The organism is Thermus sp. (assembly GCF_040290245.1).
Classification (GTDB): Bacteria; Deinococcota; Deinococci; order Deinococcales; family Thermaceae; genus Thermus_A.
Genome location: NZ_PSMQ01000039.1, coordinates 1 through 15,676 on the forward strand (window position 1 = coordinate 1; position 15,676 = coordinate 15,676).

16 protein-coding genes and 1 tRNA gene are annotated in these 15,676 nt (G+C 64.1%); 5 read left to right on the forward strand and 12 right to left on the reverse strand.

Annotated elements, in window-relative coordinates; all coding sequences use genetic code 11:
* Positions 1–139 precede the first annotated feature (139 nt).
* The gene (locus C4301_RS06570) at positions 140–580 is read left to right on the forward strand and encodes a hypothetical protein (protein ID WP_352414302.1); all 441 of its coding nucleotides are present in this window, start codon (positions 140–142) and stop codon (positions 578–580) included.
* A 27-nt stretch (positions 581–607) separates the two neighbouring features.
* Here C4301_RS06570 and C4301_RS06575 read toward each other — a convergent pair whose 3' ends face one another.
* The 6 genes from C4301_RS06575 to C4301_RS06600 all read right to left on the reverse strand — a co-directional run bounded on the left by C4301_RS06575 (position 608) and on the right by C4301_RS06600 (position 6,078).
* On the reverse strand, positions 608–1,768 hold the full coding sequence (locus C4301_RS06575; RefSeq protein ID WP_352414303.1) for a WD40 repeat domain-containing protein: 1,161 nt from the start codon (positions 1,766–1,768) through the stop codon (positions 608–610).
* A complete protein-coding gene (locus C4301_RS06580) occupies positions 1,765–3,351 on the reverse strand; it encodes an aldehyde dehydrogenase family protein (RefSeq protein WP_352414304.1) in 1,587 nt (528 codons plus the stop codon). The genes C4301_RS06575 and C4301_RS06580 overlap by 4 nt, the downstream gene beginning before the upstream one ends.
* A gap of 86 nt (positions 3,352–3,437) precedes the next feature.
* Positions 3,438–3,917 (reverse strand): pantetheine-phosphate adenylyltransferase, encoded by a 480-nt coding sequence (gene coaD, locus C4301_RS06585; RefSeq protein WP_352414305.1) that lies wholly within the window; start codon positions 3,915–3,917, stop codon positions 3,438–3,440.
* On the reverse strand, positions 3,889–4,434 hold the full coding sequence (locus C4301_RS06590; RefSeq protein ID WP_352414306.1) for an RsmD family RNA methyltransferase: 546 nt from the start codon (positions 4,432–4,434) through the stop codon (positions 3,889–3,891). The genes coaD and C4301_RS06590 overlap by 29 nt, the downstream gene beginning before the upstream one ends.
* Positions 4,435–4,438: 4 nt before the next feature.
* Positions 4,439–5,959 carry a PhoU domain-containing protein gene (locus C4301_RS06595; RefSeq protein WP_352414307.1) on the reverse strand — a complete coding sequence of 507 codons (1,521 nt, stop codon included), beginning with the start codon at positions 5,957–5,959 and terminating at the stop codon, positions 4,439–4,441.
* A 42-nt stretch (positions 5,960–6,001) separates the two neighbouring features.
* Positions 6,002–6,078: transfer RNA gene (locus C4301_RS06600), tRNA-Pro, on the reverse strand.
* A 403-nt stretch (positions 6,079–6,481) separates the two neighbouring features.
* Between C4301_RS06600 and C4301_RS06605 the strand changes: the two genes are divergently transcribed.
* Both C4301_RS06605 and C4301_RS06610 read left to right on the forward strand, forming a co-directional pair.
* Positions 6,482–7,030, forward strand: coding sequence for an RNA-guided endonuclease InsQ/TnpB family protein (locus C4301_RS06605; RefSeq protein WP_352414308.1), 549 nt, complete (start codon positions 6,482–6,484; stop codon positions 7,028–7,030).
* Positions 7,031–7,073: 43 nt separating this feature from the next.
* Complete coding sequence (locus tag C4301_RS06610) at positions 7,074–7,622, forward strand: glycerol-3-phosphate acyltransferase (RefSeq protein WP_352414309.1); 549 nt, start codon at positions 7,074–7,076, stop codon at positions 7,620–7,622.
* Here the strand turns inward: C4301_RS06610 and coaE are convergent.
* Positions 7,597–8,211, reverse strand: a complete 615-nt coding sequence (coaE, locus tag C4301_RS06615; RefSeq protein WP_352414310.1) for a dephospho-CoA kinase — start codon at positions 8,209–8,211, stop codon at positions 7,597–7,599. The genes C4301_RS06610 and coaE overlap by 26 nt on opposite strands.
* On the opposite strand from coaE, the gene C4301_RS06620 reads away from it, so the two are divergent.
* Positions 8,185–9,450: an HD domain-containing protein gene (locus tag C4301_RS06620; protein ID WP_352414311.1), complete on the forward strand. Its 1,266-nt coding sequence runs from the start codon at positions 8,185–8,187 to the stop codon at positions 9,448–9,450. The two genes, coaE and C4301_RS06620, sit on opposite strands and share 27 nt — an antisense overlap.
* Before the next feature lie 7 nt (positions 9,451–9,457).
* Positions 9,458–10,585 (forward strand): AmmeMemoRadiSam system protein B, encoded by a 1,128-nt coding sequence (gene amrB, locus C4301_RS06625; RefSeq protein ID WP_352414312.1) that lies wholly within the window; start codon positions 9,458–9,460, stop codon positions 10,583–10,585.
* Here the strand turns inward: amrB and rnr are convergent.
* The 5 genes from rnr to C4301_RS06650 form a co-directional block, all read right to left on the reverse strand.
* Entirely contained in the window at positions 10,557–12,776 is a 2,220-nt protein-coding gene (gene rnr, locus C4301_RS06630; protein ID WP_352414313.1) for a ribonuclease R, read from the reverse strand. The genes amrB and rnr overlap by 29 nt on opposite strands.
* 1 nt (position 12,777) lies before the next feature.
* Positions 12,778–14,016, reverse strand: coding sequence for an aspartate aminotransferase family protein (locus tag C4301_RS06635; RefSeq protein ID WP_352414314.1), 1,239 nt, complete (start codon positions 14,014–14,016; stop codon positions 12,778–12,780).
* A 9-nt stretch (positions 14,017–14,025) separates the two neighbouring features.
* Entirely contained in the window at positions 14,026–14,418 is a 393-nt protein-coding gene (locus C4301_RS06640; RefSeq protein ID WP_352414315.1) for an acyl-CoA thioesterase, read from the reverse strand.
* Positions 14,402–14,683 carry a ribosome-binding factor A gene (locus C4301_RS06645; RefSeq protein ID WP_352414316.1) on the reverse strand — a complete coding sequence of 94 codons (282 nt, stop codon included), beginning with the start codon at positions 14,681–14,683 and terminating at the stop codon, positions 14,402–14,404. The genes C4301_RS06640 and C4301_RS06645 overlap by 17 nt, the downstream gene beginning before the upstream one ends.
* The coding region (locus C4301_RS06650; RefSeq protein WP_352414317.1) for a phosphohexomutase domain-containing protein at positions 14,670–15,676 on the reverse strand (1,007 nt) is incomplete at its 5' end. The genes C4301_RS06645 and C4301_RS06650, both read right to left, overlap by 14 nt.

Consider the following 15,676-nt stretch of genomic DNA (forward strand, 5'->3'; position numbering starts at 1 on the left):
AACCAGATCCTTGGGAGTAAAAGGTAGGCGCTGCATGGCTTAAGTTTGCCTTGTCGCAACCAAGAGGGGAAGGTCGTCAGTACTAAGGTATTGACTCGGTGACCACACCACCTTTAAAATTCTAGATGGGAGGTAAATAATGAAAAGAAAATTGGTGGTCTTATGGAGCGCCCTTCTGGCGGTCACCCTTGTCTTCGCTCAAGAAACACAAAAACCCATCACGTTTGAAACAGTAGAGGCCTTGCGTCAGGAAGCCAGGCGTATCTACCCGACCGGGTTTGTGGACCTCGCCCCGTGGAAGAAGGCCCTGGAGGCAGCCCAAGCCCTCGCCAGCCAAAATCCGAACGATCCAAGGGCCCTGCGGCTTCTTGCCGAGCTGTATACGGAGACCCAATGGGCTATCCGGGCGTGGGAAGCTTGGATGAACTACCGGGAAAAGGGAGGTACCTGGGACGAAGCCGCCCGTTCCGCTGCCGCCAAGGTGGCCAGAACCTTGGCCTTTTATGCCAACCAGCGAAAGGATAAAGCTGAGGCTGAGCGGTGGGTTGCCCAAGCAGAGGCTGTGGAATCTGGGCGATAGCTTTGAAAAATGGTCTTTGTGGGTTCCTCATGGGAGAGGATGAAGGAAAATCCTTCCTTCACCCCCTCCTGTGACCAGAACTCGCCCTGAGGGATGGAACTCGAGTCCATAAACCGGCCCCACGTGCCCCACATAAACCCGATCTAAAAAACCTTCTCGAAGGGCGTAAAGCCTCACCTCCCGGTCCTGGCCGCCAGAGGCCAGGTAGCGGCCGTCTGGGCTATAGGCAAGGCTCAAGACAAGGTCCTTGTGCGCATATAGGTGGGAGGGAGGGGACTCTCTAGAAGCGAAAAGGTCTACAATCCGCACCCCTCCGTCGGCCGACCCTACGGCCAAATAGCGGCCATCCGGGCTAAAGGCCAGTGCGTAAACCGGACCGCCCGGCAGCCTCACCTCTCCCCGCTTATTTACAGTGGCCAGGTCCCAGATCTCTACCCGACCCACCGAAAGCCCCACCGCAAGCAACCGACCCCCCTGGCTTAAGGCCGCAGAGAAAAGATAGGGGCTTAGAGCCTGGGTCAAAACCATCCTCCCCGTGCCGGGGTCCCAAAGGCTGAGCCGACCCCGCAACTGAAGGCCAATAAGCCGACCGCTAAAGTCAAAGCCTACTTTTAGGAACGCAGGTCCTTGACCCAAAACCCGGAGGAGACGCCCCTTGTCGTCGTAAAGGCGGACAGACCCCTCCCCTGTGGCCGCAGCCAAATACCGGCCCCCGGGGCCAAAAGCCAGGTCGCGAACATAGCTGCGAGCGCCAGTCAGGTCCACAGGGGACCGACCGGTTGGGAGAAGGCGAATGCGGCCCGTCTCATCCCCCACCGCCAAAACCCCCTGCGGGCTATAGGCCAAAGCATAAACCAGACCGCTGATCCCCCTCGCCCCGGGCAGGGCCTCCACCCGGGTGTCATACCGCACAAGCTCAGCCAAAAAGGCCTCGTCCCCACCCTCAGAGACCTCGAGGCGGGCCTCATACCCCAGATACCTTCCCTCCTCTTCCGGAAGGTAGAGCCGAAGAAGGTGGCGCCCCAAAGAGGCCTTTACCTCCAAAGGGCATTTCCCCAGATCTGTCCCGTCCATAACCACCTGGGCCGGCTTGGGTTCGCCTCGGAAACGGCATTCCAAGCGGAAAGTGGGGGCCAAAGTCTGGGCGAACGCCGGAACAAGAAGAAATATCCAGACCAAAAACTTCATCCCACCACCTCTTTCCAGGAAATAGCGGGTTTAGGGGTCACATACCCCGTGTCCATCTGAGCAAGCTGGAGCTTCCCCGAGTACTCCTCGTTCACCGCATGCCAGTAAGTGTACTCCTCCAGGACCCAGATCCCCGACTCCCTGGCCCCATTCCCACTGGCCTTCACACCGCCGAAGGGGAGGTGGGCCTCCGCCCCCACCGTGGCGTTGTTGATGCTGGTCATCCCAGCACGGATGCCCACCTTGAACAGATAAGCCCAGTGGCGGTGGTGGGTATAGATGGCACTGGAAAGCCCATAGGGGGTGCTGTTCGCCACTCGGATGGCTTCTTCAATGCCGTCCACCTGAACCAGGTTGATGGTGGGACCGAAGATCTCCTCCTCAAATTGGCGCATCCCGGGCGCAGCCTCCCATACGGTGGGCCAGCCGTAAAGCCCCGCCTCCGGGTCGCCGAAGAACAAGGGGTAGGAAGTGTGGCTCTGGATCCGCCCCTTCCCAAAAAGGAGCCTGGCTCCATCCTTCTCCCCCCAGGCATAGTGCTCGAGCCAGCGTTCAAAAAACCGCTCGTTGATGAAGGGGCCGTAGGTAACCTCGTGAAGAAGGGGGTTTCCCACCCAAGTGGCCTCTACCTTCTCCAGAAAGCGCCGCTTGAACTCTTCGTAAATGGGTTTGTCCACCAGGATATTACCCGCCGAGGTGCACCTCTGCCCACCCGTGGCAAAAGCGCTCCACCAGGCTCCCTCCACCGCAAGCTCGAGGTCCGCATCCCGCATGACCACTAGAGGGTTCTTTCCCCCCAGCTCCAAGGTGGGCCGGATGAGGTTCCGCCCCGCCACCTCCCCGATCCAGCGGCCCACCCGGGTGCTCCCGGTGAAGGCGAACTTGTTCATAAGCCCCTCGTCCATCAGCTCCACCAGCCACTGGCCCGTGGACTCCTTCCCCCCTCCGAAGACCAGGTTGATGACGCCTGGGGGAAGGCCGGCCTCCTCAAAGAGCTTCACAAAAACATAGGAAAGGGCCGGGGAATCTTCGGATGGTTTCCAAACCACGCTGTTCCCAGCCAGCACAGCAGGGATCAGCTTCCAGCTGGGCACGGCGATGGGGAAGTTCCCGGCGGTGATCATCCCCACCACCCCCAAGGGGCGGCGGAAGGTAAAAAGCTCCTTGTCCTTCATCTCGCTGGGCACGGTCTGGCCGTAAAGCCTCCGCCCCTCCGAGGCGAAGAAGAGGGCGGTGTCTATGGCCTCCTGCACATCCCCCGCCGCCTCCTTAAACGTCTTGCCCACTTCCCGGACCATGAGGCGGGTCAGGGTGGGCTTCTCCCGCTCTAGGATCTTGGCCAGATTAAAAAGGACCTGGCCCCGGATGGGGGCAGGGGTACGGGACCAGTCCTCAAAGGCGGACCGAGCCACGCGAAGGGCCCTCCTCAGGGTTTCCTTGGTCGCAATAGGAAAACGGGCCACCAGGTCCTCCCGGTCCGAGGGGTTAAACCGCTCGGACCACTCCCCTTCAAAGACCTCCTCGCCACCGAGGATATGGCCTATCTCCAAAGCATTCCCATACTTGCTGGAAAACGTCTTCATGGCTTGCCTCCAAGAGGATTTTACCCCACGCCTGAATCATACCCCTCCACCGAGGCCCTTTGCACCCTCGGCCGGTCACAGCAGGGTTAGCCATACTTGGCCTTCAAGGCCCTCAAGGTGGCCGGAGGGACGAGCTTGGACACATCCCCCCCGTAGCGGGCGATCTCCTTGACCATGGTGCTGGAAACAAAGGAGTACCGGGTGGCAGAGAGGATGAAAAGGGTCTCCAGGCCCGGCATCAGCTGACGGTTGAGATGGGCCATCTGAAGCTCATACTCGTAGTCCGAGACCGCCCGGAGGCCCTTGACGATGGCCTGGGCGCCGATCTGTTTGACGAACTCGGCGAGCAGGCCTTGGAAGCTGGCCACCTCCACGTTCGGAAGGTCGTGGATGGCCTCCCGGATGATCTCCACCCTTTCCTCCGCGCTGAAAAGGTACTGGCCCCGCTTGTTCGGGTTTTCCAAAACCGCCACCGTCACCTTGCTGAAGAGGCGGGCCGCCCGCCGGGTCACGTCCAGATGGCCATTGGTAAAGGGATCAAAGCTTCCCGGATAGACCACATGCATCCCTCACCTCCACGAGGGTTAGGGCGTTTTCCCCGTATACCCGGCGCTCGCCCAAGGGCAGAAGGAGCCTCGAGGGGTGCTGGAGGATGTAAAGCCCCCCCTCCTCCACCAGGCCGCTTTCCAAAAGAGCCCGGAAGGCCTCCACCAGGTCCATGGGATACGGAGGGGCCATGAAGGCGATGGTGTACCTCTCCCCCCGTGCCTTGGCCCTGGGCAGAAAGACTTCCACGGGCAAAGGCTCGATGCGGGCCTGCAGCCTCGTGCGGTGGAGGTTTTCCTTAAGGAGGGCCACCGCCTTTTGGTCCTTCTCCACCAAGGTGACCTCAAACCCCTCGCTGGCCGCCTCGAGGCCCACCGCCCCACTTCCCGCATACAGGTCTAAAAACCTTCCCCGCTTCGGGTAGCGGAGGCGCAGGTAGTCAAACAGCGCCTTTCTGAGCCGCACCGGGCTGGGCCGGGCCGAAGCGGGCACCTTCAAGGCCACCCCCTTGGCCTTCCCCCCGAGAATCCTCACCACGACCTTAAGCGTACACCTCCGGCACCAAGGAGGCCACCCGGTACACCCCCTGGTCCAGGTCGTCCAGGGTGATGAGGAGGTCCAGATGGGCCAAGGTGGTGGCCCTGGACTCCTGCCGGCCGGCCTCAAGGCGGAGGAGGTGGGCCCGGCGGAGCCGGTCTAAAAAAACCTCCATCTCCGGCCGGCCCTGGACCACCTCCAAAGCCAGCTCCCGGTTCCCTGTGGCCAAGGCGGTGGTAGCCCGCTCCAGGCGTCGGTAGACCCGGGCCATGGCCTCGGCCAGTTCCGCCCGGCCCTCCGGGCTAAAGGAAAGACCCTGGCCCTCTAGGCGCTCCACCTGCCTTAGGATGCGCCGGACCAGGTCGGCCATATGTTCGAGCTCACTCGCGGCCCAAAGAAGACGCACCGCTTTCTCCCCTAGACCCTTGGCCAAGTCCGCGGCGTAGAGCACCACCTCCCGGGTTAGCCGGTCCACCTTATCCTCAAAAAAGCGAACCTCTCCCTCCGAGACCGCTTCTCCTTGAGCGATCCTCCTCAGGGCTAGGCTCATCATCTCCCGCACCTGATCGCCAATCCGGCCCACCTCCCTCAGGGCCAGGCTGTAGGCCAAGGCGGGGGAGGCAAGCGCCTCCTCCGAAAGGTATTTGGGGGCCGTCTTATCCTCCTCCGGTAAGAGGGAGAAAAGAAGCCGCGTCAAGGGCCGGTCCAAAAGCGGGTAGACCAAGGCAGAGGCCAGGTGGAACCCCACATGGGCGGCGAACACCACTCCCCCCACGGGTCCGTTGGGAAGGAACGGCAGAGTCAAAAGCAGAAAAAACCCCAGAAGAAGCCGGGTAAGGACCACCCCGTAGGCCATCCGACGCCCCGCTACCCCTCGGGCGGAAAAAACCAGAAAAACCCCTGAGCCCACGCCACCCCCCAAGACCAAGGCCAGGGCCGCCTTCACCCCCATCCCCCCCAAAGCCAAGGCCAGGGCCAAGGCCGCCACCCCATTTGAATGGAGGAAAAGCCCCAGAACCCCGCCCAGGGCAAAAACCCCAAGGGGGGAAGCGGAAAGGACCTTCAGAAGGACCTGGAAAAGGGGGGCCTGCACCAGGACCTTCCCCGCCTCCCCCATCACGCCAAGCCCCAAAAGGAGAAGGCCTAGGCCGAACCCCGCCCGCCCCCAGGCCCAAAGGCCTGGCACAAGGCCGAGGAAATACCCTAGGGCCAGAAGGGGAAGGGCCAACGCCCCCAGGTTGAGGACCGCAAAAACCACGGCAAGGCTCGCCCCGGCGCCCGATGCCAACGCGAAGAGCACCGCCCAGGAAAGGGAGACCAGCCGGGCCTCGAGGAGGCCCATGGCGGAAAGGGCTAAGGCGGTCCCGCTCGCGGAGACCGCCCCCAGGCCCAGCCCCAAAATGAACCCCCGGAAGGGGGTGGCCATCCCCCAGGCCAGCCCCCCCCGGCCGAGAAGACGCCCGAGCCCCTCCCCAAGAAGGCCAAGCCCAAAAAGAAAAAGGGCAAGGCCGCCAAGAAGCTGCACGGAATAAAGTATAGCCCCCTGGAGTGCCTCCAGGGGGCGGGATGGTCGGGGAGACTGGATTTGAACCAGCGACCCCCTCGTCCCGAACGAGGTGCGCTACCGGGCTGCGCTACTCCCCGTCCCAAAGGGGAGTATACCAAAACCCTCTGCAAGCGCAAGGGCACAGGTGACCTCCTCCCCCCTCTAAAGAAGGGGGCCCAAATGTGGCCCCTTTGGGGCTGAACGGAGCTGACCCAGGGGCATCGGTTCGGACCGGTCCAGCCCTATGGCCTGACCAGGGCTCAGGCCAAGCCTTTTTCGGTTGCTTTGGTCCGGGTCGGCCCTGTAAGGGCTACCTCCAAGGCGGCGTTGTGGTCCCTATCCGATTCCGAAAAGAGGGGCGTGGGGGAGGTAATCCCCCGCCAATTCCTCGCGGGGATCCATGGACCCCCCACCTGCCCCGCAGGGACAGGTGGGATGGTGGGCAAGGAATGGGGTATCATAAGGCGGAGTGGCCCGAGCCACCAACCAAGGTGGACGAGGATGCGTAAGGCCTTTACATACCGCCTCTACCCGACCAAGCTGCAACCTGCCCAACTGGAGCGCACCCTTAGGCTGTGCCGTCCCCTCTACAACCCCGCCTTGCAGGAGCGCCGCGACGCCTGGCGCAAGGCGGGCAGGAGGGTGGGCTTCCAAAAGAAGCGCTGGCTTCCCCGGATACGGGCCGAACTCCCCGAGTACAAAGGCGTCCATTCCCAGGTCCTGCAGGACGTCATCGGGCGGGTGGACAAAGCCTTTTCAGGGTTTGCCCCTGAACCGGGGCAAAGCAACCAGGGCTTCTTCCGCCGGGTCAAGCGGGGCCAAACCCCTGGCTACCCCAGCTTCCGAGGGCAGGGGCGCGACGGCTCCTTCACCTTCCCCCAGGCCGGGACCGCCGGGGTCAGGGTGCGGGGGTACGCCCGTTTCCAATGCGCTACCCGCCAACATCGGGACGTGGCCGCTGCCATCCGCGTTCTGACTAGGGCCCGGACGGAGCCTGCGGGGATGGGTCCGGTGTGGGCCGTCCCGTGGTCACGCGGCAGCGTACCTTGAGAACCGCGAAGCCCTGTTCTGAAGAACGAGGAGTCGTCACAGAATGATCCAGGCCTTCCTTGCAGGTTATCTTCTGGGAAGCCTGCCCTTCGCCTTCTGGTTCGGGGCCCTGAGGGGCAAAAATCTGCTCGTTGAAGGCACCAAAGACCCAGGGGGGCTAAACGCCTTCCGAGTCCTGGGGCCGGTTCCAGGGATTATGGTCCTGGTTCTGGACGGGTTTAAGGGCGTTTTGGCCGTGGCCTTAGGGGAGTTTTTGGCCCAAGACCCCCTGGGGGGGCTCCTGGCGGGGGTAGGGGCCACCTGGGGTCACGCCTTCTCCCCTTGGCTCCTCTTCCGGGGAGAAAGGGCCATCGCCCCCGGCCTGGGGGTCCTCTTCGCCGTGGATCCCCGGGCCCTCCTGGCGGTCCTTTGCCTTTTTGGCTTCCTCTTCCTCGCCTTCCGCCACCCCGTTCGGGCCGCTTTTGGGGCAGCCTTGGCCCTCCCCCTCGTCACGAGCTTTTTCGGCAAGACCCCCGCCCACCTCCTCTTCGGTCTGGGCGTGGGGCTGGGGGTGGCCCTAAGAGACCTCAAGGACTGGACTCGAGGACCCTAAGAAGCACCTCCACCCCCTCCTCCAACCGCCTCAGGTCCCCCGTGTTCCAAAGGACATAGTCCGCCCGGCGAAGCTTCTCCTCCTGGGGCAGCTGGCGGGCTTCCCGGCTCAAGGCCTCCTCCCGGGAGAGGCCCGAGCGGATCTGGACCCGCATAAGCCGCTCCTCCAAAGGGGCGGCCACCACCAAAACCCGGTCCAAGGCCTTTTCCCAGCCCACCTCAAAAAGAAGGGGGATCTCCAAAAAGACGATGGGGGCCGTCTGGCGGTCCATCTCCTCCATAAGCCGTCTTCGGACATAGGGGTGAAGGAGGCCTTCTAGGGTCCGGAGCTTCTCCTGATCGGAAAAGACGATCCGGGCAAGGGCCTTCTCATCCAAAACCCCCCCGCGGCAGGCCTCGGGAAAAGCCTGGCAGATCCTCCCCGCAAGGGCCTTCCGCCCCTCCCGGGCCAGGGCATCCGCGTCCAAAACAGGGTAGCCTCGCCTTCGCAAAAGGGCGGCCACCGTGCTCTTGCCGCTCCCAAGGTTTCCCGTAATCCCCACCCGAAGCGGCATAATGGGGAAATGCTCCGTCCGATCGGAACCCTTCATCCTCCCCTTTATATCCCGGAAGGGACCATCCTGGTGGGCGGTGCGGTGCGGGACCTCCTCCTGGGAAGGCGGCCGCTGGACCTGGACCTTCTGGCTAAAGACCCGGAAAGGTCGGCCCAGGAAGCGGCCCTACACCTTTCCGGCCAGGCCTTCCCCCTGGACGAAGAACGGCGGCTCTACCGGGTGGTGGCCCGGGGTCTGACCCTGGACTTCGCCCCCCTCGAGGACCTGGAGAAGGACCTTTTAAGCCGAGACTTCCGCCTAAACGCCCTGGCCCTGGTGGGCAACCTGGTCCTAGGGCCTTTGGGAGCGGCAGAAGACCTGAGAAAGCGACGCCTTGAGCCCGTCCGGGAGGAGAACCTCTACCAAGACCCCCTCCGGAGCCTCCGGGGGGTGCGGCTCGCTGTCACCTTGAGCCTGGGCCTGGGGCCGAACGCCCGGGGCATGCTTTTAAAGCACGCTCAGCACCTTCAGGCCCACCCCGAGGCGCACCCCGCTCCCGAGCGGGTCCAGGCGGAGCTGGAAAAGATCCTCCTGAGCTCCAGGGCGGCCTATGGCTTCTGGCTTTTAAAGCGGCTGGGCCTTCTCCAGGTCTACCTCCCCGAGCTGGCCGAGACCCAGGGGGTGAAGCAGCTGGGGCGACACTTCCTGGGCGTGTTTGACCATAGCCTCTCCGTTCTTTTCCACCTCCTCTGGCTCTACCCAAGGGCCCCCCTGGCCCTCAGGCTGGCCGCCCTTTTCCACGACCTGGGCAAGGCCCTCACGCAAACCTGGGATGCGGCGCAAGCGCGCTACCGTTTCCCGGGGCACGAGCGGGAAGGCGCCCGCCTAGCGGAGACGCTGCTTGTCCGCCTCCGGTTTCCCAAAAAGGTGGTGGAGCGGACAAAGGCCCTCATCCTGGCCCACATGCACCCCTTTCCCCCCACGCCCCGGGCCAAACAGAGGTTTTTCCTTAAACACCAAGACCTTCTCCCCGATCTTCTCTACCTCCAAGCGGCAGACCGGTTGGCGCGGCAAAAGGGCGAGGCGGAGGCCTGGGCGCTTCAGGGCCTAATCCAGGAGTTTCACGCCAAACCCCCTCCGAGAAAACCCCTTCTTTCCGGAGAAGAGGTCATGGCCCTTCTAGGCCTCCCCCCGGGGCCGGCGGTGGGGCGGGCCTTAAGGCAGCTCCTTCTCGCCCAGGCGGAGGGGCGGGTGAAGGACAAGGAAGAGGCCATGGACTTCCTAAGAGGGCTATAGTGAAGGCATGCGCCTCCACGTCCGTACGCCCCAGATTACCCCGGTGGAAGGGGGGTTTATGCTCACAGACCCCTACGGGGTGTACGAGAAGCCCCTCTTCCTCACGGAGGGTGGACTCTTTCTCCTCAGCCTGATGGACGGAAGAACGTTAGAAGAGATCCAGGAAGAAGTGTTCAAGCAACACGGGATCCTGGTTCCTAAAAAGGAGTTGGAAGATCTGGTTTCGGCCCTCGAGGAATCGGGGCTCCTCCTTTCGGAAAAGGTGGAAAAACGGCTCAAGGAGGAGGAGGAACGGCTTAGATCCCGAAGGCCCATGCGCCTGGCCGGCCTCTCCTACCCCAAGGAGGAGAAAGCCGCCCGGGCTTTTCTAGATGCCTTCCGGGCAAGTTACGAAGGAGAGGCCCCCAGGGCTTTGGCCCTCCTCATGCCCCACCTCGAGCCCGGCCGGGTGCCCGAGGTCTATGGGGCAGCTTTGGCGGCCTTGGAGCGCACCCCTGAACCCGAGCGGGTCCTCCTTCTCGGGGTGGCCCATCGACCCCTTCAAGAGCCCGTCGCTGCCCTGCCTGTCCCCTTCGAGACCCCCTTCGGCCCGGCGGAGCCCGACCTGGAGACCCTGCGCCATTTGGACGCCCTCCTCCCCTTCGAGCTCTTCAACACCCCCTTGGCCTTCCGGGAGGAGCACGCCTTGGAACTCCCCCTCTTCTTCCTCAAAGGCCGTTGGCCCCAGGCCCGCTACCTCCCCCTTCTGGTCCAGCAGAGCACCCCCTTGGTGGAGGAGGCTTTGCGCCTTCTCCTAAAGGACCGGCCCTCCTTCTTGGTTTTGGCGGTGGACCTCTCCCACGTGGGGCCAAGGTTTGGGGATGCCCCCTTCTCCTTGCCTGTGGCGAAAAGGGCGAGGGAGAAAGACATGGGCTTCCTCCAGGCTTTGGCCCAAGGAAGGCCAGACGAGGCCCTTTGGTCGCTGGGCCAGAACCCCACCCGCATAGACGCGGTGGAGGTGGTCCGGGCGGCCCGGAAGGCCCTCCCCCCAGGAGGGGAGGTTCTGGCCTATCGGCTGGACCTCGAGGCCCCCACCTTAAGCGCGGTAGGGGCCGGGACGCTGGCCTTTACCGGCGCCGCGAGCGGCGCCTCTTAGGCGAAGGCAAACCAGAAGGCTCCTTAGAGCCGGTCCACTCGCCGAAGTACATCCGATGGACCGTGACCTTTTCCGGCCGGTCCTGCTTGACTTTTCCTTCAGGGGGTCCTACAACTTTTCTAGCCATCTTCTCCTCCTGCTTAGCCTTTTTGGGTTCTTCCCTGTAAGGCGCGAGGTCAACCTGCCTGGCGCGGGGATTGGCCCCCAGGATGACCACCTCCATGGGGTCGCCGAGCCGGATCCGGGCCCCCCGGGGCCCGAGAAGGGCCAGGGCCTCCTCGCTGTAGGCATAGGGGCCCAGCTGCTCGAGGCGGACCAGGCCCTCCACGCCGTTTTTCAAGGTCACGAAGGCACCGAAGCTGGTCACCCCAGAGACCGTTCCCGAAAACCGTTCGCCCACGTGGCGCTCGGCCCAGCGGGCCATGTGGTACTTGGTGAGCTCCCTTTCTGCGGCCTCCGCCGTCCGCTCCCTTTCCGAAGCGTGCTCCGCCACCTTTTTAAAGGCCTCTGCCCAGACCTCCCTCCTCCTTTGCGAAAGCCGCCTGGCCAAAAGGGCCTTCACCACCCGGTGGACCACCAGGTCCGGGTAGCGGCGGATGGGGCTGGTGAAGTGGAGGTAGTGCTCCAGGGCCAGGCCGAAGTGGCCCAGGTTCTCGGGGGCGTACCGGGCAAGCCGCAAGGAGCGGAGGAGGAGGGTGGCCACCACCTGGGCCTCCGGCCGGCCCCTCGAGGCCTGAAGGACCTCCTGAAGGGCCTTGGAGCTGGGGGTGGGGGGCAGGGCGTAGCCCAGGCGGGAAAGGGCCTGGCGGAGCTTTTCGTAGGCCTCCGCCATGGGGTCCTCGTGGACCCGGAAGAGGGCGGGCACCCCCCGGGCCGAAAGGTGCTCGGCCACGGTCCGGTTGGCCAGGAGCATCAGCTCCTCGATGAGGCTGCGCGCCCGGGGCTCCTCCTGGGGAAGGAGGTGGAGGGTTCCCTCCTCATCGATCTCCACCTTGACCTCGGGAAAGGCGAAGTCCAAGGCCCCCCCCTGGAGGCGCTTCTCCTTGAGACGGGCGGTCAGGGAAAGAAGAAGCGCAAGATCCTCGGCCAAAAAGGCGTGTTCCTCAGCCAGGCCAGACCCTTCGGCAAAGGCCTCCACCTCGGTGTAGGTGAGCCGGGCCACGCTGCGGATGACCCCCTCCCGGATCTGGTAGCGCCGGACCTCCCCCTTTTCGGTCAGGTCAAAGATCACGGAGAGGACGAGCCGGTCCTCGCCAGGCCTCAAGGAACAGACCCCGTTGGAAAGCCGCTCTGGGAGCATGGGCAAAACCCGGCCTGGAAGGTAGACGCTTGTGCCCCTGAGGTAAGCCTCCCGGTCCAGGGCGCTTCCTTCAGCCACGTAGTGGGCCACGTCCGCAATGTGAACCCCCACCCGGTACCCGGTCCGGGCCTTTTCAATGTGGATGGCGTCGTCAAAGTCCTTGGCGTCTACCCCGTCGATGGTAAAGACCCTAAGGCCCCGGAAATCCATCCGGCGCAGGATCTCCTGTTCGGGGATCTCCCAGGGGATGGCCTCCGCCTCCTTAAGGACCTCAGGAGGGAACTCGGCCCGAAGGCCGTGTTTAGCGATGACCGCCTCCGTCTCCACCTCAGGGGTCTCCGTTTGGCCCAGGAAGCGCTCCACCACCCCGTAAGGCCTGGGCCCGTACTCCACCCGGACCAAAAGCCGTGCCCCCGGCAGAAGGCCCTCCAGGCCCTCAGGGTGGAGCCTTAGGGGCGGAACCCCCGCCTCATCGGGCAGGAGGAGGGCGTACCCCTTCCGGAAGTCTAAGCTTCCCACCAGATGGGTCCGGGCCCGTTTCAAGATCCGCTCCACCACCCCCCAGGGCCGTCCGTTTTTCCCCTCTGTCATGGGCCGGGCCTCCACCAGATCCCCCGGCCAGGCGTCCAGGGTATAGCCCGGGGGGATGAAGAGGTCCTTCCCCCCTTCCACCCGGACAAACCCGTAGCCGTCCCGGTGGAGGCTGATGGGCCCCACCGCCCGCTCGGCCAGGCGGTAGGCGCTTCCCACCTTGTCCAGCAGGCCTTCCTCCACCATGGCCCCTAGAAGGCGCTTCGCCTCCCGCTTCTCCAGCTTGAATCTCCTTAAGATCTCGTTTAGGCCATGCGGCTTTGGGTTATTTTTAAAGAATTCGTACAGGATCTCCCGCATTCTATCCTAGGATGCCCTCAAAGGCCTTGCGGGTCGCTTCCAAGGCGCCCTCCAGGGCCTGGAGGGCCTGATCGATGTGGTCCTCCTCCACGATCAAGGGGGGCTCGAGGCGGACCACCTTAGGGTTGTTGAGGCCGAAGGCGGTGAGGACCCCCCGCTCAGCAAGCTCCGCCACGCACAAAGCCCCCACGTCCGCGTCCACGAACTCCAGGCCCACCATCAACCCCCGGCCCCGGACCTCCTGGATAAGGTCGGGGTAGGCCTGAGCAAGGGCTTTAAGCCCCTCTATGAGCCGGTTCCCCATCCGGAGCGCCCGCTCAGGCAGGTTTTCCTCCAGGGTCACCTCGAGGGCGGCCAAAGCGGCCGCACAGGCCAAGGGGTTCCCCCCGAAGGTAGAGGAGTGGACCAGGGGGTTTTTCTTGAAGACCTCAAAGACCTCCCGCCGCCCCACCACCGCCCCGATGGGCATCACCCCACCCCCCAGGGCTTTGGCCGAGGTGAGGAGGTCCGGGGCCACCGCCTCCCAGTCCACGCCCCAAAGCCGGCCCGTGCGGCCCAGGCCGGTCTGGACCTCGTCCGCGATCATCAACACCCCCCTCTCGCGGGTGATGCGCCGGACCTCCCGCAGGTACCCCTCCGGGGGCACCCGGATCCCCCCTTCTCCCTGGATAGGCTCCACAATGACCGCTGCCGTCCTGGGGGTGATCGCCTCCTCAAGTGCCCGGGCATCCCCGTACGGCACGGCCTTAACCCCAGGGACCAGGGGACGCACCGGGTCCTGGTACTCGGGCTTGGGCGTAAGGGAAAGGGCCCCCATGGTCTTGCCGTGGAACCCCCCCTCCGTGGTGAGGATCTCGGGCTTTCCGGTGTAGATGCGGGCGAGTTTAAAGGCGGCCTCCACCGCCTCCGCCCCCGAGTTTCCGAAGAAGACCATCTCGAGGCCCTCTGGGGTGACCTCGGAAAGCCTCGCGGCTAAGCGGGCGGTGGGCTCGGAGACCAGAACCCGCACGGACATGGGCATCCGGTCCAGCTGGCGCTTGACCGCCTCCACCACTTTGGGGTGGCGGTGGCCCAGGTTCAAGGTTCCGTAAAGCCCCAGGAAGTCTAGGTACCGCTTGCCCGTGGTATCCCAGACATAAACGCCTTCCGCGTGGCTTTCCACCCGGTCCAATCCGGTAAAGCGAAGCAGGCCTGCCAGGCCGGGGTTGATGTGTTTTTCAAAAAGGGCAAAGGAGTCCATCCGCCAAACCTACCCTGATTGTATCATACGCAACCGCTCCAAAAGCGCCGGGCTCATCCGCCCGGCCTTCCCTTGGACCAGACAGAGGTGCCGCGTCCGGCCCTCGGCCAGGACCTCCCCGCTGCGCAGGACCCGGTAGGAGAAGGAAAGCGCCCGGGGGGAAAGCTCGAGAAGCCGAACCTCCACCTCCAAAACCTCTCCAAAATGGGCGGGCTTCCGGTAGGTCAGGCTGAGCTCCACTACCGGAAAGAAAAGGCCCTGCGCCTCGAGCTCGTGGTAGGGCAGGCCCGCCTTTTCCAGAAGCTCCACCCGGGCGGCCTCAAGGTAGACCACATACGCGGAGTGGTGAACCACCCCCATCTGGTCGGTCTCCGCATACCGGACCTTAATCGGAACCCGCATACCGCCACTCCAGACGGGGCAGTCGCTTAAGGCGCACCCGGCGGTTCAGGCCGGAAAGAATCCGTTCCGAAGCCCCCGAGAGGGCTTTAAGGGCTTCCTCAGGCGCAAACAGGGCATCGATATAGACGGTGTAGACCCGGCCATCCGATGAGAGCTCCCCCCGAAGGAGGCTAACCATGAACAGCCGGGGGTCCTCCAAAGCCTTCACCTCCTCCCTAAGGGCAAGGAGGAGGCGATGCTCGAGGTGTGCCCTAGCGTGCGCCATCCAAGGCCTCCACCTCCTTTTGGATCTCCCGGGCCACCTCCTGGATGAGGCCCTGGGGGCCCTCCACCATGACCCGAAGGAGAGGCTCCGTCCCCGAGGGGCGGACGTTGACCCTTCCCTCCCCCTTCAGCTTTTCCTCAGCCCGGCGCACCGCCTCCTCGAGCCTGGGGTGGGCCATCACCCTCCTTTTGTCCGAGACCCGGACGTTCACCAAGACCTGAGGGTAGAGGGGCAGGGCCTCGTACCAGTCGGAAAGGTCTCCACCCATGGCCTTAAGCGCCTTCAGGGTGAGCAAAGCGGTGAGGAGGCCATCCCCGGTGGGGGCATGGTCGCGGAAGATCACATGTCCGCTCTGCTCCCCCCCGAGGACGAGGGCCTTCTCCTTGAGCATCTCCAAAACGTACCGATCCCCCACCGCCGCCCGGTAGAAGGCGATCCCCCTCTCCTTCAGTCGGGCCTCCAGGGCCATGTTGCTCATCACGGTGCCTACCACGCCCTCTTCCTTGCGGTATAGCGCGTTTAGGTAAAGGATGTGGTCCCCGTGGAAAAGCCGCCCTTTCCGGTCCACGAAGACCACCCGGTCCCCGTCCCCGTCAAAGGCCACCCCCAGGTCCAGCCCCAGCTCCCCCACCAGACGGCTCAGGACCTCCGGGTGGGTGGAGCCGCAGCCCGCGTTGATGTTCCGCCCATCCGGGGCGGTGAAGAGGGGAAAGACCTCCGCCCCCGCCTTTTGGAAGACCTTGGGGGCCAGGCGGTAGGTGGCGCCGTTGGCCCCGTCCACGCCTATCCTGAGCCCAGAGAGGTCGGGGGCCCGCTCCAGGAGGAAGTCCATGTAGATCCGCTCCGCCTCCCGGAAATCCCCCACGGTCCCGATGCCCCGGGTGGGGTGGGCCTCCTGCAAAAGGGCCTCGATCTCCTCCTCCGCCTCGTCGGGGAGCTTCTCGCCGGTGGGCCCAAAGAACTTGATGCCGTTGTCCTGGTAGGGGTTGTGGC

Excerpts from the sequence above, each read along its gene's own strand:
- C4301_RS06570 (WP_352414302.1), top strand. The coding sequence starts at position 140 with ATGAAAAGAAAATTGGTGGTCTTATGGAGCGCCCTTCTGGCGGTCACC.
- C4301_RS06575 (WP_352414303.1), bottom strand. The coding sequence starts at position 1,768 with ATGAAGTTTTTGGTCTGGATATTTCTTCTTGTTCCGGCGTTCGCCCAG.
- C4301_RS06580 (WP_352414304.1), bottom strand. The coding sequence starts at position 3,351 with ATGAAGACGTTTTCCAGCAAGTATGGGAATGCTTTGGAGATAGGCCAT.
- coaD (WP_352414305.1), bottom strand. The coding sequence starts at position 3,917 with ATGCATGTGGTCTATCCGGGAAGCTTTGATCCCTTTACCAATGGCCAT.
- C4301_RS06605 (WP_352414308.1), top strand. The coding sequence starts at position 6,482 with ATGCGTAAGGCCTTTACATACCGCCTCTACCCGACCAAGCTGCAACCT.
- C4301_RS06610 (WP_352414309.1), top strand. The coding sequence starts at position 7,074 with ATGATCCAGGCCTTCCTTGCAGGTTATCTTCTGGGAAGCCTGCCCTTC.
- C4301_RS06620 (WP_352414311.1), top strand. The coding sequence starts at position 8,185 with ATGCTCCGTCCGATCGGAACCCTTCATCCTCCCCTTTATATCCCGGAA.
- coaE (WP_352414310.1), bottom strand. The coding sequence starts at position 8,211 with ATGAAGGGTTCCGATCGGACGGAGCATTTCCCCATTATGCCGCTTCGG.
- amrB (WP_352414312.1), top strand. The coding sequence starts at position 9,458 with ATGCGCCTCCACGTCCGTACGCCCCAGATTACCCCGGTGGAAGGGGGG.
- rnr (WP_352414313.1), bottom strand. The coding sequence starts at position 12,776 with ATGCGGGAGATCCTGTACGAATTCTTTAAAAATAACCCAAAGCCGCAT.
- C4301_RS06635 (WP_352414314.1), bottom strand. The coding sequence starts at position 14,016 with ATGGACTCCTTTGCCCTTTTTGAAAAACACATCAACCCCGGCCTGGCA.
- C4301_RS06640 (WP_352414315.1), bottom strand. The coding sequence starts at position 14,418 with ATGCGGGTTCCGATTAAGGTCCGGTATGCGGAGACCGACCAGATGGGG.
- C4301_RS06645 (WP_352414316.1), bottom strand. The coding sequence starts at position 14,683 with ATGGCGCACGCTAGGGCACACCTCGAGCATCGCCTCCTCCTTGCCCTT.